We start from the raw sequence: 26,013 nt of genomic DNA on the forward strand, positions 1-26,013 counted from the left end.
GCAGGGACGGTGAAGCAGATAGTGAAGAAGGCCACTATGGTTGCCCAGCAGATCCGCAAAAATTTGTGCGCTCTCTCAAGAGCAAAACCGTCACTCCAGCAGCCTCCGGTTTCGGGTCGGCGCCAACTCTGCAAACGCGTTATCGCTATGATGAATATCTAGGCCTGAAGGGTGCAAACCCTTGGCTTGTAATGGGGCGGGAGACTCTGACGGAAAGTGGGACCATTCTGCACAGCAGCACCTTTGACTATATTGAAACGCCGGACGATGCGTTGGACCATGGGCGAAAATTGCAAGACGCAGTGACCCGCAATGGCATGACCACGACCACCCAGTACCTCTACAGCCAAACCTTTAACCTTTTAGCTGGAGAGACAGTGCTGCATACAGTTAATACTGTGATTGGTTATGACGATGTACCTGGTGTACCTGATAAGCAAGTACGTAAAGTATTTACACTGGAGCACTCACTGCTCAATGGTCAGCCGCTGCTAAATCGAGATGACAACGATGTTGAAATTGCCTATAAGTATGATCTTCTGGGCCGTGTCACCAAAGAAACTGTTTCCCCAAACAATGAGGCTTACAAAGCCAGCCGCAATTACACTTATCAACTAACCGGCAGTGCAGGTCAACAGGCAATACAAACTGCCGAGGATGTAAAAGGTGTCAAGACCATCACCTACCTGGACGGGCATAACCGGGTCGTCAAGGAAGAGCGTCGAAATGCCGATGCGGACGGGAAAGGATCTGAAAAGTACCGCGACATTTACCGTGCGAGTTATAACCACCTTGAACAGATGACAAGTGAAACCGTTATCGACTGGGAGAAGGAAAAAGATATTGAGTTGACCAGTCTATTCAACTATGACGCTTGGGGTGAACAACGCAGTGTGATCCGCCCCGATGGAGTTGAAGAGCACGAGGTGACTGACCCTGTAAAACGCACAACTACCCAATGGGTTGAGGGTATGGGTAAAACGGTTACGACCCACAACCTGTTCGATAAGCCAGACAGCATCAAACGCATCAATCTGAAGAATAATCTGGTCAGCGAGCAAACTTATAATTATGACGGTCTTGGACGTACAGCAGAGGAATATGACGCTGCAGGCAACTGGACTCGCTATGAATATGACGCTTTCGAGCGTATGACCAAAACTATTTTGCCGGACGGTTATGAGATTGAGCGTGAATACGCACAATACAACAGTGAAGATTTGCCGATTAAAATCAGTGTCAATGGTCTTGTATTGGGAGAACAGGTCTTCGACGGTCTTGACCGGATGACCGTTTCGATTACCGGTGGGCGTAAAAGTATCTACAGCTTCGAACCAGGACAAATGCAGCCCTGCAAAGTTGTGCGCCCTACAGGTCTGGAAACCACTTTTGAGTACAGGCCAGAGTTGGGTGAGGAACCTGTGCAGCGCGGTACAGGTGAGAGCACTGCAATCTATGAATATGACCCCCAGAATGCTCGTTTGCTAAGCACTGAGGAGTCAGGTAAGAAACTCATTCGCAGCTACTTCAGTACGGGCGAACTCAAAAGTGAAACCCACGCGCAAGAAGGAACGGTGCCGCTCAACATGCACTATGAGTACAGCCGGCAAGCACGGTTGCTCACTTATGTCGATGTGCTTGGGCAAACCCAGACGTACGATTTCGACGAATATGCTCGATTGACAGCCACTGAGTTAGGTACGACCCGTTCGGTCTTCACCTATAACAGTGTGGGCCTTCAGGCAGGAATCGAAACCATTGATGGTGCACAGAGGTTGAAGATTGACCTTGCATACGATGATTTCGGCCGCGAAGTATTACGTACATTCGACCTTGGTGGGGGAGTGGTTCAGACGCTGGAGCAGACTTACGACGCGGTCGACCGGCTTACTCAGCGTACTCTGAAACAAGGCGAAGACGTGCTGCGCAGTGAAGGCTATGACTATGATGCGCGCGGACGATTGTATGAATACACGTGCACTGGCAGCCAAGCACCGGTGGATCCGTACGGCAAGATCATTAAGACTCAGCTATTTGGTTTCGATGCGCTGGACAATATCACATTTGTAGAAACCACCTATCAGGGCGGGGCTTATACCAGTGAATATGAATATGAATACGATGATCCCAAGGCTGATCCGTGCCAACTCAAGGCGGTTACCCACACGTTTGAAACCGGAGCGCCGCAACGGATTGAGTTCAGCTATGACGCCGACGGTAATCTTTTAAACGATGAAGCGGGGCGCATTCTGGCTTACGACAATTTGGGGCGTTTGACCAGCGTTAGCATTTAAAGGGGAAGCACTCAACGTGCTGCCAATGTGCAGCACGTTGGACTTTTAAGGCTGAACGTTTCCCAGCCCATTGTTTTGCACATAGCTGGCCAAGTCGCTGACATAGCGAACTCCAAGCTTTTGCATGGCGGCGCGTTTATGTCGGCTGATGGTTTTTTCACTGCGATTAAGGACTTTTGCGATGTCTCGACCCGAATAGTTTTGGCTGATGAGCCGAACAACTTCAAGCTCGCACAGTGACAAGGGTAGGTGCGGGTTATTGTCGTGTGATAAAGGGTTTTGGATGCCAGAAAATGTCTCGCTGATATAGGTTGATCCCATGCTTGTGCGTGTGATTGCGTGTATCAGTTGTTCCAGTGGTTGGCGTTTGTCAAATAGTCCGCTGACACCCAATTTGAGTAAGTTACTTAATATGAGTGGGTTGTTGATCATCGTGATAATGATGATTTTGGTGTTTGGAAAGTGGCGCCGTATATAGCTGATCAGCCTGATGCCATCAGGTATTTTTCCGTCTGGCATAGAAAAATCGGTTATCAGAAGATCGCATGGATGGTGTTTCAGTAGTTGTATTAACTCATCCGTGGAGCGAGCTTCGCTTATTATTGCATCGCAAAAGGCGCAGTTAAGTGTCAAGCGTATGCCGGTGAGTACTACGGGATGATCATCTGCCAGAATTATTCGTTGGCTCATGATGGGGAGAGGCAAATGATAGCTGTCAGTAGTAAGCAGGTAGTAGAAATCATAAAAAATATCTATGTGTTTAAGGCGGCGTTTACCTTAGCAGTCTATGCGCCTGTGTAAAAGTAGGCTGTTTCGTATATTCTCCCAAGAATTTTCTTACCGTCTAGACTGATGAGTTAAGAAGAATTCAGGGCTGAAGTTAGTTTCTCAGCCCTGAAAAAGTTATTCCGTGATCTGCAACTTTCTAGCCTCAGTATAGATATAACGCAACTTGTCATATTCAAATGGCGAGTCGAATTGCCCGTAACGGAAGCTGGTGTTGTAGCGTTTATCGATGGCTTGCAGCAGCCAGATTTCCGGGTGGCGCGAGCTTTCGCGCGGTACGTTGAGGAAGTTGATTTCTCGATTGGCGCCGTAGTCGACCACCAGCCCCGTGGTGTCGCGCAGGTTTGATGGGCCCAGGATCGGCAGCATCAAATAGGGGCCGTCCGGTACACCATAAAAGCCCAGGGTTTGCCCGAAGTCTTCGCTCTGACGCGGCAGGCCCATGGCGGTAGCAGGATCCCACAGGCCGCCAACCCCCAGCGTAGTGTTAAACAGCAAGCGTGCCGTGGTTTTCAAGGAGCGGTCGCCCTTGAGCTGCAGCATGCTGTTAAACAGGTTGGGTACATCACCCAGGTTATTAAAGAAGTTGGTGACACCGGTGCGTACAAAACTGGGGGTGACATACCGGTAGCCGTCGACCACCGGCAGGAACACCCATTGATCGAAGCGGTAGTTGAAGTGGTAAATCCGCCGGTTAATCGACTCCAGCGGGTCATAGACATTGAGCGCATCCATGGTGGCGCGTTCGAATTCACGCTGATCGAGGCCTGGATTGAACTTCAACAGTTTTAGGGGTTGAGTAAAGCCATCAACGTCGTGGGTAGGTTCGATGTTGGCTTTGCTGTCGTCTGCCTGGGCGTAGCCGGCACTGAGTAGGGCGGCGAGAAGCACGAGATGTTTAGCCACGGAAGAACTCCAGCATGTCTTTGGTGTTGACGCGGTAGTTGAGATTGCCGCAGTGGCCACCATACGGGTAGACAGTCAGGCGGTTGCCGAAGGTCTTGCGCAAGAAGCCCAAATCACCAGGGCCAAGGATGATGTCGTCGGCATTGTGCATAACGGCAATCTTGGGGCTGTTTTTCAAATAGTCCTGCAAGGCATACAGGCTGACCTGGTCGATCAGTTGCAGCAAACTGCCGCCATCGGTGCGGGCGCGCCACATCGGTATGACTTGTTCGGTGAGGTAGCAGTCGAAGTCGCACAGCAGTGAGCGCTTAAGAAATGGCGTCAGGCTGGTGCCTTCGGTAATAGGGTAGTTGGGAGGCGTGATCAGGCCGCGACGGTTTATCAAGTCTGAAGTGAACACGATGTCGGCAGATGAAAATCGGAACATAGTACCAATCAGCATTGCCATCTGTTCGTTGGTCAAACGCTCTTTGGAGTTCTGCAAGTCGTAGACCAGCGCGCCATTGAGATCGACGTAGCCTTTCTGCTTGAAGTACTCGGTGAGCTTGTTCAGTACCAACTCGTAGAAGGTGGTGCTGCTATTGATGCCTTTAACTTCCGTTTGTACCAGCTTGTCGAGGTTGCTGATGGACGTATACAAGTTCACTGGCGGGTTAAGCATCAAGACTTTCTTGAAGTTAAAACTTTTGCGGGTTTCGTCCAGGTGGCTGACGAAGGCCGCGTCCAGTGCTCCCAGGCTATACCCCGCTAGGTAGTACTCGGTCACCGGCACATTGGCTTGTTGGGCGCGAACCGCTTGCATGACGTGATACAGGTCTTCGGCATCGTATTGGCTGATACCGGGCGTAGCAAAGCGTGAAGCCGCGCTCATAAAGTCATAGCTGGTTGGCGACGACAGCTGCACAACGTGATAGCCCGCTTGATAGAACAGCTTTTTCAAAAACTCGTTGAGGCTACTGTCGTAGGGCGCCCCTGTACCGGCGATCAAAAAAATCAAGGGGGCGGCGTGATCTTGCTTGGCGATTCGGTAGGTGAGCTTTTTCACTGCCCAGAAGTTGGCCGGCAAGGTGAACTCGCGCTCTGGCCGCAGCTTGAGGGTGTAGTCCGATTGGTTGATGTCATCTTCACTGGGCAGCAATGGGCGCATTTCCGGCGGGGTTGTCGCAATTGTGGCTTCGAAGGGGTTGGTCAGGGGGTAGCCATAAGTGGCGGGGTCGACATCGACCGCTTGTGCGGACGCACTCAAAATAAGGCCGCACAGCAAGGCGGCAAAGGGTAGAGAACGAAGCATGACGACTATCCCTAATAAAGTGCGGAAAATGATTCGCAGGCTATGACCACAGGGCTACAGTCGAAGTGCCATTGTCTGACACAAAATACATCCCCCGGGCAGAAGAAAGCAGGCAATGAACTACCAGAAGATACACGTTGAATGACTTTAGTGAACAGTTATCTGATTGCAAGGCTTGCATACCCCTAAAGGGCGATTAAGCTGGGCGCCGTTTTTGCCTATTGGAGTTTTGTATGCACCCTCGTTTGCCGTGGATCCTGCTGCTTATTGTCTTGCCATTGTGGCTGGCGGCCAGTTATGGCCTGCGTTACGGCTTGATGGAAGACCCGCAATGGGTGGGAACGTGCGTTGCTGAGGCCGGGCGTTGGGAATGCCAGTTGCGCTCAAACCTTGGCTGGTTGATTCACTTCAGGGCGTTGGGCTGGGCGGCGTTGGTGACGTCGGTGCTGGCTTTTTTTGTGCCGGGACGTGTTGGCAATGCACTGGCGGTGTTGGCGTTGCTGTTTGGCTTGCCGGCATTGGCGCTCTACAACGCCAGTTTGGCGGTCTTTGCCGTGGTGATTGCAGGGTTGCGGTTGGTTCGGGCAGAACAGCAAAAATAATCCAATCCAGGAGCGAGCTTGCGATCTTTTCAACGATCAAAAGATCGCGAGGCAAGCTCGCTCCTGTAGATTTTTGAGTTATTGACGGCGGCTGCGCCACAACGCGATGACCATCAATGCACTGACCAAGGCCCATACCCAGGCTTGTTGGTTGTTAAAGCCTTCGCGGTACAGTTGCAGCGGTATGCCCGCACCGATGATCAGCGCCAACAGGCTGAGTTCACGCCGTGGCCCGGTCGCCGGGCGCAGCAGGTAAACCAAAGCTGGCAGCACCAGAGCGGCACTCGGAAAGCTGCGATAGCGGGGTTCAAATACCAGACCCAGCATCATGACCGCTGCGGAAAACCCGGCGGCTGCGATCCAGCACCCTGCGTGACGCTCGAGCACGTTGAACAGGCGCTTACGCCAGCCCTGTTGTTGCCCCAGCGCCAACGCGCTGTGGGCGAGCACAATCAGATTGAGCACAATCAACAACCCGGCCCATGTCCATTCTTCGGCAAAGCGACTGGTGACTGATGCCAGTTCGGCCCATGCCACCAGGCTACAACCTGCCACGGCTCCCAAGGCCGGCAGCAACAGAGCCGAGCGCGTGCTGTGTACGCGTCCACCGATCAACAATGTGGCCGCAAACAGGGCGATGCCCAGTCCCAGCCAGGCTGGCCAATGGGGCAGGTTGGTTACGGGGCCGGCGAGTATGCCTTTGTCTTGGCGATCGGCATCGAACAGCCCCCAGTAACCGCCTACTGCACCCTCACTGGCACGCTTCCAGGGTTGATCGAAGGCTTCGATCAGGTTGTATTTCCAGCCGTTTTGTTCAGCCAGGGTGACAAAGCCACGAATGAATTTGGCTTCGTTGACGCGGCTCGGCAGGGCGGTTTCGCGCTGGCGGCCTTCGCTGGGCCAGCCAGTCTCGCCGATCAGGATGTCTTTATCGAATTTGGTGCCGAATTCCTCGCGAACCTGGGCGACGTGGTTGACGGCCTGGTCGATACCTGCAGGGTCGTCTTCCCAATACGGCAGCAAGTGGATGGTCAAAAAATCTACCGCCGGAGCGATTTCAGGGTGTTGCAACCAGAATTCCCACACATCGGCGTAGGTGACAGGTTGTTTGATCTGGCTTTTGACCTGTGTGATCAGCTTGACCAGTTGGGGGGCAGTGATTTCTTTGCGCAGCAAGGTTTCGTTGCCGACAATCACGGCGCTGATGACATCCGGGTTGTCATTGGCGTTGGCGATCAGTGCGTCGACCTCTTTTTGGGTCTCTACCGGATTGCTGCTAACCCAGGCGCCACTCATCATCTTCAGGCCATGTTTGCGGGCCAACTGCGGGAGTGCTTCAAGCCCGGCCTGGGAATACGTGCGAATGCATTCAAAGCGTGTCGCCAACAATGCCAGGTCCTCATCCATGCGTTCTACGCGAGGTACGAAAGGCTGGTCGAACGGGGACTGGTCTTTGTCGAACGGTGTGTAAGACGCACATTGCAGTTTGTGCGTAGGGGTGGCGGCATCGGGCAGGATGACGGGCTGGCCCAGGCCATACCAGAAACCGGCAATGGCACACACGCCCAGCAAGCAGGCAAGGAGGTAAGGCAACACAGGGAAGCGGGCAGTCGCGGACATGGTCAGGCCGTATGGGAGCAAAGCCGCGCATCTTACCTGCAATCAATAGCGCCTAGCGCGTCCGTATAATTTTGTCATGCAATGTTCAGGTGGGCGTCTGAGTAAAGTGCTTTCGGTCAGCGGTGGATGTCGTTGATGGTTGGTTGGGCGTCGTCGTCAGAGCAGGGCACTTGGCTGGCGAGGCCGATTATCAGGGGGGATGTTATGTCGGGGTGTTTATAAAGCCCTGAAACCTGATGTGGTCCGGCACTCGTCGGGCCCGGCACAGCGAGGAATCATAGATGAAGATGCGACGACTCTTGAGCGCGGGAGCTGCCTTGGTGCTGGCGATGAGTGCGGGGTTGGCGATTGCTCAGACCAAGCCCACCCTTAATATCGGTTATGTCGACGGTTGGTCCGACAGTGTGGCGACAACGTTCGTGGCCGCAGAGGTGATCAAGCAGAAGTTGGGTTACGACGTGAAGTTGATGCCGGTGGCCACGGGCATCATGTGGCAGGGCGTGGCCACCGGCAAACTCGATGCAATGTTGTCTGCCTGGCTGCCAGTGACCCACGGCGAATATTGGACCAAGAATAAAGACAAAGTAGTGGATCTCGGGCCCAACTTTAAAGAAGCAAAAATTGGTTTGATTGTGCCTGAGTATGTAGAGGCCAAGTCGATTGCTGATTTGAAGGATGATAAAGGCTATAAAAACAAAATCGTAGGGATTGATGCCGGGTCGGGCGTCATGTTGAAAGCGGACGAAGCAATCAAGGACTACGGTTTGAATTACAAATTGCAAGCCAGTTCGGGTGCGGCCATGACCTCTGAACTGGGGCGTGCATACGCTAAAAATGAACCGATTGTAGTAACGGGCTGGGTCCCGCACTGGATGTTCGCCAAGTGGAAGTTGCGCTTCCTGGATGATCCAAAGGGCGTGTTTGGCGCTGCAGAAACTGTCAATAGTGTCGGTAGCAAGGACCTGGAAAAGAAAGCACCCGAAGTTGAAGCGTTCTTGAAAAAGTTTTCGTGGAATTCCAAAGACGAAATTGGTGAGGTCATGCTGGCTATTCAAGAGGGTGCCAAGCCAGAAGCTGCTGCCAAGGAGTGGGTTGCCAAACACCCTGAGCGTGTCGCCGAGTGGACAGCTAAATAATCGCGAAGCGTCTAGCTCGCAGCACACAGAACCGCCCGGTTTAATTGCCGGGCGGTTTTTCTATTTTGAGCACTGGCCAAATGATGTCGTTATTCGCGCAGGCTAGAGAATACGGGGGCTGTAGGGGTTTTCGGTTCTACTACTAAAGTCGTCTGGCTTAGAGCTCCAAGCCCCCTAATAGTGAAACCGTTACATCTCTTCTGTGCTGCGAGGACAAAAATAATGAACGACAGCATTTACCTCTCGATTCAAAACAGCCCGCGTTTCAAGGAGCTGGTCAAAAAAAGAGAACGATTCGCCTGGATTCTCTCGGCGATCATGCTCGGTTTATATGCCGCCTTTATTCTATTGATTGCTTATGGGTCGCACATCATGGGGGCCAAGTTGTACCCCGGCTCCGCTATTACCTGGGGAATACCGATTGGTGTGGGGCTGATTTTTTCGGCCTTTATTCTGACCGGTATCTATGTCCGTCGGGCTAATGGCGAGTTTGATGCGCTTAACACTGCAATTCTCAAGGAGGCTGAGCAATGATCGGGCGTCTATTGGCAGCACTGGGCATTGCAGCCTTGGCTCCCTCGGTTTGGGCGGCTGATGCCCTGACCGGTGAGGTGCAAAAACAACCGCTTAATGTCGCGGCGATCATTATGTTCGTCGTGTTTGTGGGCGCCACTCTGTGTATTACTTACTGGGCATCGAAACGCAATAAGTCGGCCGCGGACTATTATGCGGCGGGTGGCAAGATCACCGGTTTTCAAAATGGCCTGGCGATTGCGGGCGACTATATGTCTGCCGCATCGTTTTTGGGTATTTCCGCGCTGGTTTATACCTCGGGCTACGATGGTCTGATCTATTCGATCGGCTTCCTGGTGGGTTGGCCGATTATCTTGTTCCTGATCGCAGAGCGTCTGCGTAACTTGGGCAAGTACACCTTTGCTGATGTCGCTTCGTATCGCTTGGGTCAAACCCAGATCCGCTCGCTGTCTGCCTGCGGTTCGCTGGTGGTGGTGGCGTTTTACCTGATCGCGCAAATGGTGGGTGCGGGCAAGCTCATACAATTGCTGTTCGGCCTGGATTACCACGTTGCGGTGATTCTGGTGGGCATCCTGATGTGCCTGTATGTGTTGTTCGGCGGCATGCTGGCAACCACATGGGTGCAGATCATCAAGGCGGTGTTGCTACTGTCTGGTGCGACGTTCATGGCTGTGATGGTCATGAAACACGTCAACTTTGACTTCAACTCACTGTTTGCCGAAGCGGTAAAAATTCACCCTAAAGGTGAAGCGATCATGAGCCCTGGCGGTTTGGTGAAGGATCCTATTTCGGCATTCTCCCTTGGCTTGGCGCTGATGTTTGGTACTGCTGGCCTGCCGCACATTCTGATGCGCTTCTTCACGGTGAGTGACGCGAAAGAAGCCCGTAAGAGCGTGTTCTATGCCACCGGTTTTATTGGTTATTTCTACATCCTGACGTTCATCATCGGTTTCGGCGCGATCATTCTGGTGAGCACTAACCCTGACTTCAAAGACGCTGCTGGCGCTTTGCTGGGCGGTAACAACATGGCGGCTGTGCATTTGGCGGACGCGGTGGGCGGTAGCATCTTCCTGGGCTTTATCTCGGCCGTGGCCTTCGCGACGATTCTCGCTGTGGTTGCAGGTCTGACCTTGGCCGGTGCTTCGGCGGTGTCTCATGACCTGTACGCCAGTGTGTTCAAAAAAGGCAAGGCCAACGATAAAGAAGAAATTCGCGTCTCCAAAATCACCACCGTTGCTCTGGGCGTGCTGGCGATTGGTCTGGGTATCTTGTTCGAAAGCCAAAACATCGCGTTTATGGTGGGCCTGGCGTTCTCTATCGCGGCGAGCTGTAACTTCCCGGTACTGCTGCTTTCGATGTACTGGAAAAACCTCACCACACGCGGCGCCATGATCGGCGGCTGGCTGGGTCTGATCAGCGCGGTTGGCTTGATGATCTTGGGCCCAACCATCTGGGTGCAGATTCTGCATCATGAAAAAGCGATCTTCCCTTACGAGTATCCAGCCTTGTTCTCCATGATCATTGCGTTCGTGGGTATCTGGTTCTTCTCCGTGACTGACAAATCCAAGTCGGCTGCGAAAGAGCGTGCGCTGTTCTTCCCGCAGTTTGTACGTTCACAGACGGGTCTTGGGGCGAGCGGGGCGGTAGATCACTAACCCAGCGGCAAGTTGTTAGCTGCAAGCTGCACGTCAAATCAAATCCCTCTGTCGTAAGGCAGGGGGATTTTTTATGTCTGCGAGACATGTTTCGTACCCTGTAGCGAGCTTGCCTCGCGATCTTTTAAAGATCAGAAGATCGCGAGGCAAGCTCGCTCCTACACGCAGTGTTTACTGCGCACAAAAAAATACGGCCTCTACCAGGTAGAGGCCGTATCGGCAGCAGCTAAGACGCTATCGTGGTATCAATGGTCTTATTTGCGGTCTTCAAGCTTGCTGAAGTCACGCGACTCGTAGCCGGTGTACAGCTGGCGCGGACGGCCAATCTTGTACGGGCTGGAGAGCATTTCTTTCCAGTGCGAGATCCAGCCGACAGTCCGCGACAGGGCGAAGATTACGGTGAACATGCTGGTAGGAATGCCGATCGCTTTGAGGATGATCCCCGAGTAGAAGTCGACGTTCGGGTACAGCGAGCGCTCGATGAAGTAAGGGTCGGTCAGAGCGATCTCTTCCAGGCGCATGGCCAGTTCGAGTTGTGGGTCATTTTTGATACCCAGCTCTTTCAGTACTTCGTCGCAGGTCTTTTTCATCACGGTGGCGCGTGGGTCGCGGTTTTTGTAAACGCGGTGACCAAAGCCCATCAGTTTGAATGGATCGTTCTTGTCCTTGGCCTTGGCGATGAATGTGTCGATGTTGGACACATCGCCAATTTCGTCGAGCATGGTCAGAACAGCTTCGTTGGCGCCGCCGTGAGCCGGGCCCCACAGTGCCGCGATGCCTGCAGCGATACACGCGAACGGGTTGGCGCCCGAGGAGCCTGCCAAACGTACGGTAGAGGTCGATGCGTTCTGTTCGTGGTCGGCATGCAGGATAAAGATCTTATCCATGGCCTTGGCCAGTACCGGGCTGATCGGTTTGATCTCGCACGGTGTGTTGAACATCATGTGCAGGAAGTTTTCGGCGTAGCTCAGGTCGTTACGCGGGTACATCATGGGTTGACCCATGGAGTACTTGTAAACCATGGCGGCCAGCGTTGGCATCTTGGCAACCAGACGGATCGCGGAGATTTCGCGATGCTGCGGGTTATTGATGTCCAGGGAGTCGTGGTAGAAAGCCGACAGTGCGCCGACCACGCCGCACATGACGGCCATCGGGTGAGCGTCACGACGGAAGCCGTTGAAGAAGGTCTTCAACTGCTCGTGAACCATGGTGTGGTTCTTCACGTTGCTGACAAACTGAGCCTTCTGTTCTACCGTCGGCAGTTCGCCGTTCAGCAGCAGGTAAGCTGTTTCCAGGTAGTCAGAGTGTTCAGCCAGTTGTTCGATCGGGTAGCCGCGGTGCAGCAGGATACCGTTATCACCATCAATATAGGTGATCTTCGACTCGCAGGATGCAGTCGACATGAAGCCTGGGTCGAATGTGAATCGGCCCGTGGCCGTGAGGCCGCGCACATCGATTACATCGGGACCAACGGTGCCAGTTAAAATGGGCAGCTCGACGGGGGCAGCGCCCTCGATGATCAACTGCGCTTTTTTGTCAGCCATGTGGCCTCCTATTTATGCTTGAAATCATCAGACAGACCCCCCACGCAGGGCCCGCACCACTATAGTTAGATAAATTTGAATGTCAATTTGCCTAAAGTCTTGCTGTACAAGGCTTTCAGGAGTCATTTTTCTCGAATATCCCCGCCGTTTACGCCTTTTATGCCAAGAGTGCAATGCTCTATTAGAGGGAGGTGATTGCGTTGTCATTAGTAACCTAACTGTCTATACTCGGCAGCCGACCGCCAGAGGCTTTTGGGCCTGTTTAGATGGGGGTCGTCACTCCCGGGTGGTGGGTACCTGACCAGTGCGCATCCCAACAAACTTGCCCTGATTGTTAGGGGCTCTTCAGTGTGAAAAAAGCCGTGAATAGCCAACGACCTGTAAACCTAGACCTAAGGACCATCAAACTCCCCATCACCGGCGTTACGTCGTTTCTGCACCGCGTATCGGGCATCATTCTTTTTCTTGGCCTGGGCTTCATGCTTTATGCATTGAGCAAATCCCTGGGTTCCGAAGAAGGTTTTGCCGAGGTGAAGGCATGCTTGACCAGCCCGCTGGCCAAATTCATTGCATGGGGCCTGCTATCTGCCTTGCTGTATCACTTGGTTGCCGGTGTGCGCCACTTGATCATGGATATGGGCATCGGTGAGACGCTGGAAGGCGGCAAGCTGGGCTCGAAAATCGTAATCGTCATTTCCGTAGTGATGATTGTTCTGGCAGGAGTTTGGATATGGTAACCAGCGTTACGAACCTATCGCGTTCGGGCCTCTATGACTGGATGGCACAACGTGTGTCTGCGGTCGTTCTAGCGGCTTATTTCATTTTCCTGATTGGATACCTCGTTGCGAACCCTGGCATTGGCTACGCCCAATGGCACGAACTGTTCGCAAGCAACTGGATGCGTATCTTCAGCCTGTTGGCCCTGGTTGCCCTTGGCGCTCACGCCTGGGTCGGCATGTGGACCATCGCGACTGACTACCTGACGCCAATGGCGCTGGGCAAGTCCGCGACAGCAGTACGTTTCCTCTTCCAGGCAGTATGCGGCGTTGCGATGTTCGCTTACTTCGTCTGGGGTGTGCAGATTCTTTGGGGTATCTGATTCATGGCTAACACAGTTAATACACTTTCCTTCGACGCCATCATCATTGGCGGCGGCGGTGCCGGTATGCGCGCTGCGTTGCAGCTGGCTCAAGGCGGTCACAAGACTGCTGTAATCACCAAGGTTTTCCCGACTCGTTCCCACACCGTATCGGCTCAGGGTGGCATCACCTGCGCGATCGCGTCTGCGGATCCAAACGATGACTGGCGCTGGCACATGTACGATACCGTCAAGGGTTCCGACTACATCGGTGACCAGGACGCTATCGAATACATGTGTTCCGTAGGTCCAGAGGCCGTATTCGAACTCGAGCACATGGGTCTGCCGTTCTCCCGTACCGAGCAAGGCCGTATTTACCAGCGTCCTTTCGGCGGTCAGTCCAAGGACTTTGGTAAAGGTGGCCAGGCTGCCCGTACCTGCGCTGCTGCTGACCGTACCGGTCACGCGCTGCTGCACACCCTGTACCAGGCCAACCTGAAAGCCGGCACTGTATTCCTGAACGAATACTACGGTGTCGACCTGGTTAAAAACGAAGCCGGCGATTTCGTTGGCATGATCGTTATCTGCATCGAAACTGGCGAAACTTCCTATGTTCGCGCCAACGCCACCGTACTGGCGACTGGCGGTGCAGGCCGTATCTACTCTTCGACGACCAACGCCCTGATCAACACTGGCGACGGTATCGGCATGGCCCTGCGTGCAGGCGTACCGGTACAGGACATCGAAATGTGGCAGTTCCACCCAACCGGTATTGCCGGTGCCGGTGTACTGGTTACCGAAGGTTGCCGTGGTGAAGGTGGATACCTGATCAACAAGCATGGCGAGCGTTTCATGGAGCGTTACGCTCCGAACGCCAAAGACCTTGCTGGTCGTGACGTAGTAGCACGCTCGATGGTTAAAGAAATCATCGCGGGCAACGGTTGCGGTCCAGATGGCGACCACGTAATGCTGAAACTTGACCACCTTGGTGAAGAAGTTCTGCACAGCCGTCTGCCAGGTATCTGCGAACTGTCCAAGACTTTCGCACACGTTGACCCGGTACTGGCTCCCGTTCCAGTGGTTCCAACTTGCCACTATATGATGGGCGGCGTTGCCACCAACATTCATGGCCAGGCGATCACCCAGGACGCCGACGGCAACGACCAGATCATCCCTGGCCTGTTCGCAGTAGGTGAAGTGGCGTGCGTATCGGTTCACGGTGCCAACCGTCTGGGCGGCAACTCGCTGCTCGACCTGGTGGTATTCGGTCGTGCTGCCGGCCTGTTCCTTGAGCAGACCCTGAAAGAAGGCGTTGATTACGCTCGTCCACGTCAGTCCGACATCGACGCTGCCCTGGCACGTCTGGACGGTCTGAACTCGCGCACTGATGGCGAAGACGTTGCGACCCTGCGTAAAGAACTGCAGAGCTGCATGCAGAACTACTTCGGTGTATTCCGTACTGGCGAATACATGCAGAAGGGTATTGCCCAGCTGCAAGACCTGCGCAAGCGCATTGCCAACGTCAAGATCAATGATAAGAGCCAGGCGTTCAACACTGCTCGTATCGAAGCCCTTGAGCTGCAAAACCTGCTCGAAGTGGCTGAAGCAACTGCTATCGCTGCTGAAACCCGTAAGGAATCGCGCGGTGCTCACGCCCGTGAAGACTTCGAAGATCGTGACGACGTTAACTGGCTGTGCCACACCCTGTACTTCCCGGGTGAGAAACGTGTAGCCAAGCGTGCGGTGAACTTCTCGCCGAAAACCGTTCCGACCTTCGAACCTATGGTTCGGACTTACTAAGGGTGGCCGATATGTTGAAAGTCAGTGTTTATCGCTACAACCCGGATCAGGACGCTGCGCCGTTCATGCAAGAATTCCAGGTCAATACTCACGGTAAAGACCTGATGGTGCTGGACGTACTGGCCCTGATCAAAGAGCAGGACGAAGGTTTCTCCTATCGTCGCTCTTGCCGTGAGGGCGTTTGCGGCTCCGACGGCATGAACATCAACGGTAAAAACGGCCTGGCGTGCGTAACACCGCTGTCCTCCGTTGTAAAAGGTAACAAGTTGGTGATTCGTCCGCTGCCAGGTTTGCCGGTTATCCGTGACCTGGTCGTCGACATGAGCATCTTCTACAAGCAATACGAGAAGGTGAAGCCGTTCCTGCAGAACGATACTCCGGCTCCGGCCATCGAGCGTCTGCAATCGCCAGAAGAGCGTGAAAAGCTCGACGGTCTGTACGAGTGCATCCTGTGCGCTTGCTGCTCGACTTCGTGCCCGTCCTTCTGGTGGAACCCGGACAAGTTCTTGGGCCCTGCTGCACTGCTGCAAGCCTACCGTTTCCTGGCTGACAGCCGTGACACCAAGACCAACGAGCGTCTGGCTTCGCTGGATGACCCGTTCAGCGTATTCCGCTGCCGCGGGATCATGAACTGCGTAAACGTGTGTCCGAAGGGCCTGAACCCGACTAAGGCCATCGGTCACGTGCGTAGCATGCTGCTGCAAAGCGGCGTGTGATTCAAAGCTGCACTGCAACACCGTTGTAACCGTAGATGCTACGGCGCAGGCTTCAACCGGCGCCGTAGTTATAACCTGAGCAGCAGCTCACAAAGTTGCGGCTCTTATTTTGAAGAAATGAGACCAGCAGGGGCATCCGGGCTGGTACCCGGACTATCAGCGTGACTCAAGTGGCTTGTTTTAGTCGCTGTATTCGGACTTTCTCAAGTGCTGTGGTGTTTTCGCCGATGGTGTCCCCTAACCGAGGGTGACCAAGCATGCAAGAAAGCGTGATGCAGCGCATGTGGAACAGCGGCTATCTTTCAGGTGGTAACGCTGCCTATGTGGAAGAGCTCTATGAGCTCTACCTGCACGACCCTAACGCTGTGCCAGAAGAATGGCGCACCAAATTTCAGACGTTGCCTACTGAGGGCAACTCTGCCAACGATGTTTCGCACTCCACAATCCGCGATCATTTCGTGTTGCTGGCGAAGAACCAGCGCCGCGCCCAACCGGTATCTGCCGGAAGCGTGAGCAGCGAACACGAGAAGAAGCAGGTTGAAGTGCTGCGATTGATCCAGGCCTATCGGATGCGCGGCCACCAGGCAGCCCAGCTTGATCCGCTGGGGCTGTGGCAGCGTCCTGCACCTGCAGACCTGTCGATCAATCATTACGGCTTGACCAATGCCGATCTTGATACGACCTTCCGTGCCGGCGACCTGTATATCGGCAAAGAGGAAGCGAGCCTACGCGAAATTCTCGAAGCGTTGCAGCAGACATATTGCCGCACCATTGGCGCCGAGTTCACGCACATCGTCGATTCCGAGCAACGCCACTGGTTTGAACAGCGTCTCGAAAGCGTACGTGGCCGTCCGACCTATTCGGCTGAGATCAAAAGCCACCTGCTTGAGCGCGTGACCGCTGCTGAAGGCCTGGAGAAGTACCTGGGCACCAAGTACCCGGGCACCAAGCGTTTCGGTCTGGAAGGCGGCGAGAGCTTGATTCCTTTGCTGGACGAGCTGATTCAGCGTTCGGGCAACTACGGCACCAAAGAAATCGTTATCGGCATGGCCCACCGTGGCCGTCTGAACGTGCTGGTCAACACCTTCGGTAAGAACCCGCGCGATCTGTTCGACGAGTTCGAAGGCAAGAAGAAAATCGAGCTGGGTTCCGGTGACGTTAAATACCACCAGGGCTTCTCCTCCAACGTGATGACCTCCGGTGGCGAAGTTCACCTGGCCATGGCGTTTAACCCTTCCCACCTGGAAATCGTTTCTCCAGTGGTTGAAGGTTCGGTGCGTGCACGTCAAGACCGTCGTAACGACGCAACGGGCGAAAAAGTACTGCCTATTTCCATCCACGGTGACGCTGCATTCGCAGGTCAGGGCGTGGTCATGGAAACCTTCCAGATGTCGCAGACTCGCGGCTTCAAGACTGGCGGTACGGTTCATCTGGTGATCAACAACCAGGTTGGCTTCACCATCAGCAACCCTGAAGACTCGCGTTCGACCGAGTACTGCACCGACGTCGCGAAAATGATTCAGGCGCCGATCCTCCATGTCAATGGTGATGATCCGGAAGCCGTTCTGTTCGTGACCCAGCTGGCAATCGACTACCGCATGCAGTTCAAGCGTGACGTCGTGATCGACCTGTTCTGCTACCGCCGTCGCGGTCACAACGAGGCCGACGAGCCAAACGGTACTCAGCCGTTGATGTATCAGCAAATCGCCAAGCAGCGCACCACGCGTGAACTGTATGCCGAGCGTCTGACTCAAGAAAAAGTGGTAGACGAAGAGCGCGTTCAGGCCAAGATCGACGAATACCGCAACGCGCTGGACAACGGTCTGCATGTTGTGAAAAGTCTGGTCAAAGAGCCGAACAAAGAGCTGTTCGTTGACTGGCGTCCGTACCTGGGCCACGCCTGGACCGCGCGTCACGACACACGCTTTGATCTGAAAACCCTGCAAGAACTGTCGGCCAAGCTGCTGGAGATTCCAGAAGGCTTCGTCATGCAGCGTCAGGTGTCGAAGATCTACGAAGACCGTCAAAAAATGCAAGCCGGCGGCCTGCCGATCAACTGGGGTTATGCCGAAACCATGGCATACGCGACCCTGGCGTTCGAAGGTCACCCGATCCGCATGACCGGTCAGGACATCGGCCGCGGTACGTTCTCGCACCGTCACGCTGTGTTGCACAACCAAAAAGATGCCAGCACCTACATTCCTCTGCAGCACCTGTACGAAGGTCAGCCTCGCTTTGACCTGTACGACTCGCTGCTGTCGGAAGAAGCGGTATTGGCATTCGAATACGGCTACTCGACCACCACGCCAAACGGCCTGGTGATCTGGGAAGCCCAGTTCGGTGACTTCGCCAACGGTGCACAGGTTGTTATCGACCAGTTCATCACCAGCGGCGAGCACAAGTGGGGTCGCCTGTGCGGTCTGACCATGCTGTTGCCACACGGCTACGAAGGTCAGGGCCCTGAGCACTCCTCGGCACGTCTTGAGCGTTACCTGCAATTGTGCGCTGAGCACAACATTCAGGTGTGCGTACCAACCACTCCAGCGCAGATCTACCATCTGCTGCGCCGTCAGGTTATCCGTCCGCTGCGCAAGCCGCTGGTGGTACTGACACCGAAGTCGTTGCTGCGTCACAAATTGGCAATCTCGACACTGGAAGATCTGGCCGAAGGTTCGTTCCAGACCGTTATTCCAGAAATCGATGCACAAGATCCGGCGAACGTCGGTCGTATCGTGCTGTGTAGCGGCAAGGTCTACTACGACCTGTTGGAAAAACGCCGTGCCGAAGGTCGTGATGACATCGCTATCGTGCGTCTTGAGCAGCTGTATCCGTTCCCTGAGGACGACTTGATTGAAGTCCTGGCTCCGTACAAAAACGCCAAGCACATTGTCTGGTGTCAGGAAGAGCCAATGAACCAGGGCGCCTGGTACTGCAGCCAGCACCACATGCGTCGCATCATTGGCGGTCACGACAAATCTCTCGTACTTGAGTACGCGGGCCGTGACGCTTCTGCTGCACCTGCTTGTGGTTACGCATCGATGCACGCTGAGCAACAGGCCAAACTGTTGCAAGACGCGTTCACTGTTTAACGCCTTCGCGCACTGAAACCGAATTAAAGGAACCAAAGAACATGGCTATCGAGATCAAAGCCCCAACATTTCCGGAATCGGTTGCCGATGGCACCGTTGCCACCTGGCACAAGCAACCAGGCGACGCTGTAAAGCGTGACGACCTGATCGTTGACATCGAAACCGACAAAGTCGTACTGGAAGTATTGGCGACTGCTGACGGCGTTCTGGGCGCAATCGTGAAAAACGAAGGCGATACCGTTCTGTCCGACGAAGTGCTGGGCTCCATCGTTGAAGGTGGCGCTGCTGCCGCCGCTCCAGCCGCCGCTGCTGCACCGGCTGCTCAAGCTGCTGCTCCAGCCGCTGCTGACGGCGAAGACGATCCAGTGGCTGCTCCGGCTGCACGCAAGATCGCTGAAGAAAACGGCATCAACATCGCTTCCGTTGCCGGTACTGGCAAAGGCGGTCGTGTGACCAAAGAAGACGTTGTTGCTGCTGTTGCTGCCAAGAAAGCCGCTCCGGCCGCTGCACCTGCCAAAGCTGCTGCGCCTGCTGCCGCTGCTCCGGTATTCGCTGCTGGCGACCGCGTAGAAAAACGCGTTCCGATGACCCGCGTTCGCGCTACCGTGGCCAAGCGTCTGGTAGAAGCTCAATCGAACATGGCGATGCTGACCACTTTCAACGAAGTTGACATGACCGAAATCATGGCACTGCGTTCGAAGTACAAGGACCTGTTCGAGAAGTCCCACAACGGCGTACGCCTGGGCTTCATGTCGTTCTTCGTTAAAGCCGCTACCGAAGCGCTGAAGCGCTTCCCGGCTGTCAACGCGTCGATCGACGGTTCGGACATCGTTTACCACGGCTACGCCGACATCGGTGTTGCAGTGTCCAGCGACCGTGGCCTGGTAGTTCCAGTACTGCGTAACGCTGAACTGATGAGCCTGGCTGAAATCGAAGGCGGCATCGCTGCTTACGGCAAAAAAGCCCGTGATGGCAAACTGTCGATCGACGAAATGACCGGCGGTACGTTCACCATCACCAACGGTGGTACTTTCGGTTCGATGATGTCGACCCCGATCGTTAACCCGCCGCAAGCCGCGATCCTGGGCATGCACAACATCCTTCAGCGTCCAATGGCAGTCAACGGTCAGGTTGTAATCCGTCCGATGATGTACCTGGCTCTGTCTTACGATCACCGCTTGATCGACGGCAAAGAAGCTGTAAGTTTCCTGGTAGCCATCAAAAACCTGCTGGAAGACCCAGCTCGTCTGCTGCTGGATATTTAATAGGAGCAGCTTCAAGTTGCGAGCTTCAAGCTGCCTGTAACGCAGCTTGGCTTGCAGCTTGAAGTTCCGAGCTTGAAGCTTGTAGCTAATAGAGGATCTATTCCCATGTCTCAGAAATTTGACGTTGTAGTGATTGGTGCGGGCCCTGGCGGCTACGTTGCCGCGATCAAGGCCGCGCAACTGGGCCTTTCGACTGCATGCATCGAAAAATACACCGACAAAGAAGGCAAACTGGCATTGGGCGGTACTTGCCTGAACGTTGGTTGCATTCCATCCAAGGCGCTGCTGGACAGCTCCTGGAAGTATCACGAAGCCAAGGATGCATTTGCTATCCACGGCATCACCACCGGTGAAGTGAACATGGACGTGCCAGCGATGGTTGGCCGTAAAGCCAACATCGTTAAAGGCCTGACCTCCGGCGTTGCGACCCTGTTCAAAGCCAACGGTGTGACCTCCCTGCAAGGCCACGGCAAACTGCTGGCCGGCAAGCGCGTTGAGCTGACCAAGCCAGACGGCAGCGTTGAAATCATCGAAGCCGAGAACGTTATCCTGGCTTCCGGTTCGCGTCCTATCGACATTCCGCCAGCTCCAGTTGATAACAACGTGATCGTTGATTCGACCGGCGCTCTGGAATTTCAGGCCGTACCTAAGCGTCTGGGCGTTATCGGCGCTGGCGTTATCGGTCTGGAACTGGGTTCGGTATGGTCCCGTCTGGGCGCTCAGGTAACGGTTCTGGAAGCACTGGACACGTTCCTGATGGCGGCTGACGCTGCTGTGTCCAAAGAAGCCTACAAAACCCTGACCAAACAAGGTCTGGACATCAAGCTGGGCGCTCGCGTGACCGGTTCCAAGGTAAACGGCGACGAAGTCGTTGTGACCTACACCGACGCCAACGGCGAACAGACCATCACCTTCGACAAGCTGATCGTAGCGGTAGGTCGTCGCCCTGTGACCACCGAACTGCTGGCAGCTGACAGCGGTGTGACCATCGACGAGCGCGGTTTCGTGTTTGTTGACGATCATTGCGCGACCAGCGTACCGGGCGTTTACGCCATCGGTGACGTGGTTCGCGGCATGATGCTGGCACACAAGGCGTCTGAAGAAGGCATCATGGTGGTTGAGCGCATCAAAGGTCACAAGACCGAGATGAACTACGACCTGATTCCATCGGTTATTTACACTCACCCGGAGATCGCATGGGTAGGTAAAACCGAACAGGCCTTGAAAGCTGAAGGCGTTGAAGTTAACGTCGGCACCTTCCCGTTCGCAGCCAGTGGCCGTGCCATGGCAGCAAACGACACCGGTGGCTTTGTTAAAGTCATTGCTGATGCCAAAACTGACCGCGTACTGGGCGTCCACGTGATTGGCCCGAGCGCAGCAGAGCTGGTACAGCAGGGCGCAATCGGTATGGAATTCGGCACCAGTGCCGAGGATCTGGGCATGATGGTTTTCTCCCATCCAACCCTGTCCGAAGCGTTGCATGAAGCAGCGCTGGCAGTGAATGGCGGCGCCATCCACATTGCCAACCGTAAGAAACGTTAAGACCAGACAATAAGAAACCACGGCGGTTTGCCCGTCGTGAGCCTTGCTAGCAAGCCTCACCGCGGAACTTCCGCCGGACGCAGTCTTGTCTTGTTTTATCCAGGCCCGGCCTTTGCTCACGCAATGGCCGGGTTTGCTAAAGCAGCACAAGCAGCAGTCACAGGTGGTGCGGCACTAATAAAAGTGCAGCGCCGAATGCGCAGTACCTAACGAAGACGGTAAAAAGCATGAATCTTCACGAGTATCAGGGTAAGCAGCTGTTCGCTGAGTACGGCCTGCCAGTATCCAAGGGTTATGCAGTAGACACCCCGGAAGCAGCGGCTGAAGCTTGCGACAAAATTGGCGGGACCGAATGGGTTGTAAAAGCCCAGGTTCACGCAGGCGGTCGCGGAAAAGCGGGCGGCGTTAAGCTGGTTCGCAACAAAGAAGACGCTAAAGCATTTGCACAGCAGTGGCTGGGCAAGCGTCTGGTGACTTACCAAACTGACGCCAATGGTCAGCCGGTCACCAAAATCCTGGTTGAATCGTGCACTGATATCGCTAAAGAGCTGTACCTGGGCGCTGTCGTTGACCGTTCCAGCCGTCGTATCGTGTTCATGGCTTCCACCGAAGGTGGCGTGGACATCGAGAAGATCGCACACGACACGCCAGAAAAAATTCTCAAAGCAACCATCGATCCACTGGTTGGCGCTCAGCCATTCCAGGGTCGCGAGTTGGCATTCCAGCTGGGTCTGGAAGGCAAGCAAGTTGCTCAGTTCGCCAAGATCTTCGTAGGTCTGGCCAAACTGTTCAAGGATCACGATCTGGCCCTGCTGGAAGTGAACCCGCTGGTTATCAAGACTGACGGCGACCTGCACTGCCTCGATGCAAAAATCAACATCGACGCAAACGCCATGTACCGTCAGCCTAAGCTGAAAACTTTCCACGATCCGTCGCAAGACGATCCGCGCGAAGCGCACGCTGCCCAGTTCGAACTGAACTACGTAGCGCTGGAAGGCAACATCGGCTGCATGGTAAACGGTGCCGGTCTGGCCATGGGTACCATGGACATCGTTAACCTGCACGGCGGCAAGCCAGCCAACTTCCTCGACGTAGGTGGCGGCGCAACCAAAGAACGCGTAACTGAAGCGTTCAAAATCATCCTGTCCGACAGCAATGTCGCGGCAGTACTGGTTAACATTTTCGGCGGCATCGTTCGTTGCGACATGATTGCTGAAGGCATCATCGGCGCAGTGAAAGAAGTCGGCGTGAAAATCCCGGTGGTTGTGCGCCTTGAAGGCAACAACGCTGAACTGGGCGCTAAAGTACTGGCAGACAGCGGCCTGAACATCATCGCTGCTACCAGCTTGACCGACGCTGCTCAACAAGTTGTTAAAGCTGCGGAGGGCAAGTAATGAGCGTCCTGATCAATAAAGACACCAAAGTTATCTGCCAGGGCATCACTGGTTCGCAAGGTAGCTTCCACACCCAGCAAGCCATCGAGTACGGCACCAAGATGGTTGGCGGCGTAACTCCGGGCAAAGGCGGCACCGAGCACCTGGGTCTGCCAGTGTTCAACACCGTGAAAGACGCCGTAGCTGCCACTGGCGCCACCGCCAGCGTGATCTACGTTCCGGCTCCTTTCTGCAAGGACTCCATCCTTGAAGCAGCGTTCGGCGGCATCAAGCTGATCGTGTGCATCACCGAAGGCATTCCTACCCTGGACATGCTGGACGCTAAAGTTAAGTGCGACGAGCTGGGTGTTACCCTGATCGGCCCTAACTGCCCAGGCGTGATCACCCCAGGCGAGTGCAAGATCGGCATCATGCCAGGTCACATTCACTTGCCAGGCAAAGTAGGCATCGTGTCGCGTTCCGGCACCCTGACTTACGAAGCTGTGAAGCAAACCACTGACGCCGGTTTCGGTCAGTCGACGTGTGTAGGTATCGGTGGTGACCCGATCCCTGGCTCGAACTTCATCGACATCCTGAAACTGTTCCAGGAAGACCCGAAGACCGAAGCGATCGTCATGATCGGAGAGATCGGCGGTTCGGCTGAAGAAGAAGCGGCTGCCTACATCAAGGCACACGTGACCAAGCCAGTTGTTTCCTACATCGCTGGTGTGACTGCCCCTCCAGGCAAACGTATGGGCCATGCTGGCGCAATCATCTCTGGCGGCAAGGGCACTGCAGACGAGAAGTTTGCTGCTCTGGAAGACGCAGGCGTGAAAACCGTGCGTTCGCTGGCAGATATCGGCAAGGCTCTGTCCGAGCTGACCGGTTGGGCTGTCAAGTAAGCCACGCGCTTAACTGACTGCTACACCAGGCAAAGGCCACCTTCGGGTGGCCTTTGTGCATTCTGGGCAACCCAAATCCTCTGTAGGAGCGAGCTTGCCTCGCGATCTTTTGACTTTAAAAAAGATCGCGAGACAAGCTCGCTACAGCGATATGGGAACACGGATGTAGGAAAATCACACCGGTTTAATTTTCGATGTCATCCAGGCGACAACTGCGTTCGTTCATCGGACAGAATGCCCTGCAACAGTGCGTTCATCTTAAAAACTCGGTAATCTTGCCGCCATTCTGCTTTTCTGCGTGTGCGTCCCACAAGGAAGCCACGCGCTAGACGGGTCGGTCTTATTCAGACTGACAACATTTCCCATATCCGCACGGGAAATTCCCCTCTAAATCCCGATTTACTAGTGTGGTACTTCCGTAATGAAAGTTTTGAAAGGCCAGGACATTCTGGCACTTGGGTTTATGACCTTTGCCCTGTTCGTTGGGGCTGGCAATATCATTTTCCCGCCAATCGTTGGTTTGCAATCCGGGCCTAATGTCTGGATCGCCGCGCTGGGCTTTTTGATTACGGCTGTGGGTTTGCCGGTTGTCACTGTTGTCGCTCTGGCCAAAGTTGGCGGCGGCATGGATGCACTGAGCAGCCCGATTGGCAAAATCGCTGGCGGCTTGCTCGCGGCTGCGGCCTACCTGGCTGTGGGCCCGCTGTTCGCTACACCGCGTACGGCAACCGTGTCGTTCGAAGTGGGTCTGGCTCCCCTGACCGGTGAAAGCCCGTTGGCGCTGTTCCTGTACAGCTCCGTGTACTTCTTGATCGTGTTCTTCGTTTCGCTGTATCCAGGTCGTTTGCTGGACACGGTAGGGCGTTTCTTGGCTCCGCTCAAAATCATCGCCCTGGCCATTCTCGGTATCGCCGCGTTTGCCTTGCCTGCCGGTGATATCGGTAGCGCGACTCCGGTCTATGAGGCTGCGCCGTTCTCTCAAGGGTTTATTCAGGGTTACCTGACCATGGACACCTTGGGCGCACTGGTTTTCGGCATCGTGATCGTTAACGCGATCCGTTCCCGTGGTGTTGAGTCGCCGAAACTGATCAGCCGCTACGCGATCATTGCTGGCCTGGTGGCGGGTGTCGGTCTGACACTGGTGTACCTCAGCCTGTTCCGTCTGGGCTCCGGCAGCCATGAAGTGGCTATCGGTGCAACCAACGGGGCTGCGGTGTTGCACGCCTACGTTCAGCACACCTTTGGTTCGCTCGGCAGTGGTTTCTTGGCGGTGTTGATTGCATTGGCATGCCTGGTAACAGCGGTGGGCCTTACCTGTGCCTGTGCCGAGTACTTCAGCAAGATCTTGCCGCTGTCCTACAAGACACTGGTGATTATCCTTGCTGTGTTCTCGCTGGTGGTGTCCAACCTGGGCCTTACCAAGTTGATCGCCTTTTCCATACCCGTGCTGACCGCTATTTACCCGCCGTGCATCGTGCTGGTGGCCTTGAGTTTCTGCAAAGGCTTCTGGAATGAGCAGACGCGTATCGTCGGTCCGGTGATGCTGGCGTCGTTCATTTTTGGCGTGGTCGATGCCCTGAAAGGCGCAGGCCTGGCGGATGGCTTGCCGAACTGGCTGACTCACATGCCGTTCAGCGAGCAAGGCCTGGCCTGGCTGGTGCCGTCTCTGATCGTTCTGGTAGGTGCGTTCATTTACGACCGCCTGTTGGGCAAGTCGCAAGAAGCCATTGCCTGACGACACTGCCCGCCAAAAGCGTGCCCACTGTGTCAATAAAAAAGCCCTGTATCGATGAGATACAGGGCTTTTTTTATGGCGCTTGTCTGTAGGAGCGAGCTTGCCTCGCGATCTTTTAAAAGATCAAAAGATCGCGAGGCAAGCT

General features: G+C 54.7%; 19 protein-coding genes and 1 pseudogene. 15 read left to right on the forward strand and 5 right to left on the reverse strand.

What is annotated here, in order from left to right; genetic code table 11:
* A pseudogene (locus tag QMX84_RS20325) lies at positions 1-2,294 on the forward strand (sugar-binding protein); the annotation flags it as partial.
* A gap of 45 nt (positions 2,295-2,339) precedes the next feature.
* On the opposite strand, the gene QMX84_RS20330 reads toward QMX84_RS20325, so the two are convergent.
* From QMX84_RS20330 to QMX84_RS20340, 3 genes are all read right to left on the reverse strand, one after another.
* Positions 2,340-2,984: a response regulator transcription factor gene (locus tag QMX84_RS20330; protein ID WP_282364649.1), complete on the reverse strand. Its 645-nt coding sequence runs from the start codon at positions 2,982-2,984 to the stop codon at positions 2,340-2,342.
* Between the two features lie 213 nt (positions 2,985-3,197).
* The gene (locus QMX84_RS20335; RefSeq protein WP_262123669.1) at positions 3,198-3,986 is read right to left on the reverse strand and encodes a VacJ family lipoprotein; all 789 of its coding nucleotides are present in this window, start codon (positions 3,984-3,986) and stop codon (positions 3,198-3,200) included.
* Entirely contained in the window at positions 3,979-5,277 is a 1,299-nt protein-coding gene (locus QMX84_RS20340) for a serine/threonine protein kinase (RefSeq protein WP_048368585.1), read from the reverse strand. The genes QMX84_RS20335 and QMX84_RS20340 overlap by 8 nt, the downstream gene beginning before the upstream one ends.
* Before the next feature lie 233 nt (positions 5,278-5,510).
* On the opposite strand from QMX84_RS20340, the gene QMX84_RS20345 reads away from it, so the two are divergent.
* Positions 5,511-5,879 (forward strand): hypothetical protein, encoded by a 369-nt coding sequence (locus tag QMX84_RS20345; RefSeq protein ID WP_262123670.1) that lies wholly within the window; start codon positions 5,511-5,513, stop codon positions 5,877-5,879.
* 78 nt (positions 5,880-5,957) lie between these two features.
* Here the strand turns inward: QMX84_RS20345 and QMX84_RS20350 are convergent, their stop codons facing one another.
* Positions 5,958-7,499 (reverse strand): glycosyl hydrolase family 17 protein, encoded by a 1,542-nt coding sequence (locus QMX84_RS20350; protein WP_282364650.1) that lies wholly within the window; start codon positions 7,497-7,499, stop codon positions 5,958-5,960.
* Between the two features lie 281 nt (positions 7,500-7,780).
* Between QMX84_RS20350 and QMX84_RS20355 the strand changes: the two genes are divergently transcribed.
* The 3 genes from QMX84_RS20355 (at position 7,781) to QMX84_RS20365 (ending at position 10,824) form a co-directional block, all read left to right on the forward strand.
* Entirely contained in the window at positions 7,781-8,635 is an 855-nt protein-coding gene (locus QMX84_RS20355; RefSeq protein WP_262123672.1) for a glycine betaine ABC transporter substrate-binding protein, read from the forward strand.
* Between the two features lie 222 nt (positions 8,636-8,857).
* Entirely contained in the window at positions 8,858-9,169 is a 312-nt protein-coding gene (locus QMX84_RS20360; RefSeq protein WP_153335661.1) for a DUF485 domain-containing protein, read from the forward strand.
* Positions 9,166-10,824, forward strand: coding sequence for a cation acetate symporter (locus QMX84_RS20365; RefSeq protein ID WP_153335662.1), 1,659 nt, complete (start codon positions 9,166-9,168; stop codon positions 10,822-10,824). The genes QMX84_RS20360 and QMX84_RS20365 overlap by 4 nt, the downstream gene beginning before the upstream one ends.
* Before the next feature lie 254 nt (positions 10,825-11,078).
* On the opposite strand, the gene gltA is transcribed toward QMX84_RS20365, so the two are convergent.
* On the reverse strand, positions 11,079-12,368 hold the full coding sequence (gene gltA / locus QMX84_RS20370; protein ID WP_153335663.1) for a citrate synthase: 1,290 nt from the start codon (positions 12,366-12,368) through the stop codon (positions 11,079-11,081).
* A 350-nt stretch (positions 12,369-12,718) separates the two neighbouring features.
* Between gltA and sdhC the strand changes: the two genes are divergently transcribed.
* The 10 genes from sdhC to brnQ all read left to right on the forward strand — a co-directional run bounded on the left by sdhC (position 12,719) and on the right by brnQ (position 25,868).
* The gene (gene sdhC, locus QMX84_RS20375) at positions 12,719-13,105 is read left to right on the forward strand and encodes a succinate dehydrogenase, cytochrome b556 subunit (RefSeq protein ID WP_019408939.1); all 387 of its coding nucleotides are present in this window, start codon (positions 12,719-12,721) and stop codon (positions 13,103-13,105) included.
* Positions 13,099-13,467 (forward strand): succinate dehydrogenase, hydrophobic membrane anchor protein, encoded by a 369-nt coding sequence (gene sdhD / locus QMX84_RS20380; RefSeq protein WP_003446906.1) that lies wholly within the window; start codon positions 13,099-13,101, stop codon positions 13,465-13,467. Before sdhC ends, sdhD begins: the two co-directional genes overlap by 7 nt.
* Positions 13,468-13,470: 3 nt before the next feature.
* Positions 13,471-15,246: a succinate dehydrogenase flavoprotein subunit gene (sdhA, locus tag QMX84_RS20385; protein WP_282364651.1), complete on the forward strand. Its 1,776-nt coding sequence runs from the start codon at positions 13,471-13,473 to the stop codon at positions 15,244-15,246.
* 11 nt (positions 15,247-15,257) lie between these two features.
* Positions 15,258-15,962 carry a succinate dehydrogenase iron-sulfur subunit gene (locus QMX84_RS20390; protein WP_153335665.1) on the forward strand — a complete coding sequence of 235 codons (705 nt, stop codon included), beginning with the start codon at positions 15,258-15,260 and terminating at the stop codon, positions 15,960-15,962.
* 257 nt (positions 15,963-16,219) lie between these two features.
* Positions 16,220-19,051, forward strand: a complete 2,832-nt coding sequence (locus tag QMX84_RS20395; protein ID WP_262123673.1) for a 2-oxoglutarate dehydrogenase E1 component — start codon at positions 16,220-16,222, stop codon at positions 19,049-19,051.
* Between the two features lie 41 nt (positions 19,052-19,092).
* Positions 19,093-20,316, forward strand: coding sequence for a 2-oxoglutarate dehydrogenase complex dihydrolipoyllysine-residue succinyltransferase (odhB, locus tag QMX84_RS20400; protein WP_262123674.1), 1,224 nt, complete (start codon positions 19,093-19,095; stop codon positions 20,314-20,316).
* A gap of 105 nt (positions 20,317-20,421) precedes the next feature.
* Positions 20,422-21,858 carry a dihydrolipoyl dehydrogenase gene (lpdA, locus tag QMX84_RS20405; RefSeq protein ID WP_048368574.1) on the forward strand — a complete coding sequence of 479 codons (1,437 nt, stop codon included), beginning with the start codon at positions 20,422-20,424 and terminating at the stop codon, positions 21,856-21,858.
* A gap of 227 nt (positions 21,859-22,085) precedes the next feature.
* Complete coding sequence (sucC, locus tag QMX84_RS20410) at positions 22,086-23,252, forward strand: ADP-forming succinate--CoA ligase subunit beta (protein ID WP_048368573.1); 1,167 nt, start codon at positions 22,086-22,088, stop codon at positions 23,250-23,252.
* Positions 23,252-24,133, forward strand: coding sequence for a succinate--CoA ligase subunit alpha (gene sucD / locus QMX84_RS20415; protein ID WP_282364652.1), 882 nt, complete (start codon positions 23,252-23,254; stop codon positions 24,131-24,133). Before sucC ends, sucD begins: the two co-directional genes overlap by 1 nt.
* 421 nt (positions 24,134-24,554) lie before the next feature.
* Positions 24,555-25,868: a branched-chain amino acid transport system II carrier protein gene (brnQ, locus tag QMX84_RS20420; protein ID WP_282364653.1), complete on the forward strand. Its 1,314-nt coding sequence runs from the start codon at positions 24,555-24,557 to the stop codon at positions 25,866-25,868.
* Positions 25,869-26,013 lie beyond the last annotated feature (145 nt).

Origin of the sequence: Pseudomonas sp. PS01297, from assembly GCF_029959305.1 — a bacterium.
Lineage (GTDB): Bacteria > Pseudomonadota > Gammaproteobacteria > Pseudomonadales > Pseudomonadaceae > Aquipseudomonas > Aquipseudomonas helleri.

Coding starts and splice junctions, on each gene's coding strand:
- QMX84_RS20330 (WP_282364649.1), bottom strand. CDS start 2,984: ATGAGCCAACGAATAATTCTGGCAGATGATCATCCCGTAGTACTCACC.
- QMX84_RS20340 (WP_048368585.1), bottom strand. CDS start 5,277: ATGCTTCGTTCTCTACCCTTTGCCGCCTTGCTGTGCGGCCTTATTTTG.
- QMX84_RS20345 (WP_262123670.1), top strand. CDS start 5,511: ATGCACCCTCGTTTGCCGTGGATCCTGCTGCTTATTGTCTTGCCATTG.
- QMX84_RS20350 (WP_282364650.1), bottom strand. CDS start 7,499: ATGTCCGCGACTGCCCGCTTCCCTGTGTTGCCTTACCTCCTTGCCTGC.
- QMX84_RS20355 (WP_262123672.1), top strand. CDS start 7,781: ATGAAGATGCGACGACTCTTGAGCGCGGGAGCTGCCTTGGTGCTGGCG.
- QMX84_RS20360 (WP_153335661.1), top strand. CDS start 8,858: ATGAACGACAGCATTTACCTCTCGATTCAAAACAGCCCGCGTTTCAAG.
- QMX84_RS20365 (WP_153335662.1), top strand. CDS start 9,166: ATGATCGGGCGTCTATTGGCAGCACTGGGCATTGCAGCCTTGGCTCCC.
- gltA (WP_153335663.1), bottom strand. CDS start 12,368: ATGGCTGACAAAAAAGCGCAGTTGATCATCGAGGGCGCTGCCCCCGTC.
- sdhD (WP_003446906.1), top strand. CDS start 13,099: ATGGTAACCAGCGTTACGAACCTATCGCGTTCGGGCCTCTATGACTGG.
- sdhA (WP_282364651.1), top strand. CDS start 13,471: ATGGCTAACACAGTTAATACACTTTCCTTCGACGCCATCATCATTGGC.
- QMX84_RS20390 (WP_153335665.1), top strand. CDS start 15,258: ATGTTGAAAGTCAGTGTTTATCGCTACAACCCGGATCAGGACGCTGCG.
- QMX84_RS20395 (WP_262123673.1), top strand. CDS start 16,220: ATGCAAGAAAGCGTGATGCAGCGCATGTGGAACAGCGGCTATCTTTCA.
- odhB (WP_262123674.1), top strand. CDS start 19,093: ATGGCTATCGAGATCAAAGCCCCAACATTTCCGGAATCGGTTGCCGAT.
- lpdA (WP_048368574.1), top strand. CDS start 20,422: ATGTCTCAGAAATTTGACGTTGTAGTGATTGGTGCGGGCCCTGGCGGC.
- sucC (WP_048368573.1), top strand. CDS start 22,086: ATGAATCTTCACGAGTATCAGGGTAAGCAGCTGTTCGCTGAGTACGGC.
- sucD (WP_282364652.1), top strand. CDS start 23,252: ATGAGCGTCCTGATCAATAAAGACACCAAAGTTATCTGCCAGGGCATC.
- brnQ (WP_282364653.1), top strand. CDS start 24,555: ATGAAAGTTTTGAAAGGCCAGGACATTCTGGCACTTGGGTTTATGACC.